The following is a 1,302-nucleotide window of genomic DNA, read 5'->3' as shown; positions in this document are numbered from 1 at the left end:
GGTGGTTTCTAGCGGTTGTCGCAACACGTGGTCGGTTGTCTAGGCCGCGATGAGTCTATGCAGGCGCTCGGCTGGGGTTTCCCAGCCGAGCGTCTTGCGTGGGCGGCCGTTGAGTTCGGCGGCGACGGCGGCCAGGTGCTCGGGAGTGTGGACCGAGAGGTCGGTGCCCTTCGGGAAGTACTGCCGCAGCAGGCCGTTCGTGTTCTCGTTCGAGCCGCGCTGCCAGGGACTGGCCGGGTCGCAGAAGTAGACCGGGATGTCGGTGGCCAGGGTGAACGAGCCGTGCTCGGCCATCTCCGCGCCCTGGTCCCAGGTCAACGAACGCACCAGGTGCCCGGGCAGGGTCCGCACCGTCTCGACCAGGGCGTCGCGCACCTGCTCGGCGGTGCGGCCGTTCGGCAGGTGCAGGAGCATCACGTAGCGGGTGGCGCGCTCGACCAGCGTACCGACCGCCGACGCGCCGTCCTTGCCGATGATCAGATCGCCCTCCCAGTGCCCGGGAACCGCCCGGTCCTCGACCTCGGCGGGACGCTCGCTGATCATGACCATCGGGTGGGCGAACCTGGGCCTGCGCGCGGCGGCCTGCCGGTGGGGGACACGCCGGGCACGGCCGGTACGCAGGGCGCCGGCCAGCTCACGGCGCAACTCACCGCGGCCTTGGACGTAGAGGGCCTGGTAGACGGTTTCGTGGGCCACGTGCATCTCCGGCCGCTCGGGAAAGGTGTCCCGCAGAGCCTGGCAGATCTGCTCCGGACTCCACTTCCGGTCCAGTTGCCGTTGGATGAAGTCCCGCAGCTCCGGGCTGCGGCTGATCTTTCCGGGTTTGGGCCGGGGCCGGCGGGCGTCGGCGCGGGCCTGCGCGGCATGAGGCCGGTAGCTCCCGCTTCCGGGATGGCGGTTGCGCCGGATCTCCCGGCTGACCGTGGAGGGACTGCGGCCCAGCTCGGCCGCGATCGCCCGTACGGTGGCCTTCTCCCGCAGCCGGTCGGCGATGTGGATCCGCTCGCCCTCGCACAGGTACCGGGACGGACCGGACGGCTCTGCCACCACTCGCAGCGGTGGCAGAGCCGTCCTTTGCGTCCCCGTGGGCTTGCGCCCGTTACGCCACTTCTGGCCCGTCCGCTCGTCGATGCCGACGATCCGGCAGGCCTCCTTGTTGCTGTAGCCCTGCTGCATGAGCCGGGAGTATGCCGCCCGCTCCCGGGTCAGCTTCCGCGGACCCTGAGGCGTCCTGTCCCTACGGATCTCGAAGTCCAATGCATCCCCTGAGCTGGGGTGTTGCAACGACTCCTAGAACCCAAG

At 70.1% G+C, this 1,302-nt stretch carries 1 protein-coding gene; it reads right to left on the bottom strand.

The window, feature by feature from the left end; genetic code table 11:
• Nucleotides 1–39 precede the first annotated feature (39 nt).
• Nucleotides 40–1,176, bottom strand: a complete 1,137-nt coding sequence (locus ACFZBX_RS36960) for an IS30 family transposase (protein WP_391538205.1) — start codon at nt 1,174–1,176, stop codon at nt 40–42.
• Between the last annotated feature and the right edge of the window lie 126 nt (nt 1,177–1,302).

Origin of the sequence: Kitasatospora sp. NPDC008115, from assembly GCF_042957205.1 — a bacterium.
GTDB lineage: Bacteria > Actinomycetota > Actinomycetes > Streptomycetales > Streptomycetaceae > Kitasatospora.
This window is presented reverse-complemented; position numbering and strand designations above follow the sequence as displayed.

Bases quoted from the DNA above. Each gene is read 5' to 3' on its own strand.
- ACFZBX_RS36960 (WP_391538205.1), bottom strand. From the start codon at position 1,176: ATGCAGCAGGGCTACAGCAACAAGGAGGCCTGCCGGATCGTCGGCATC.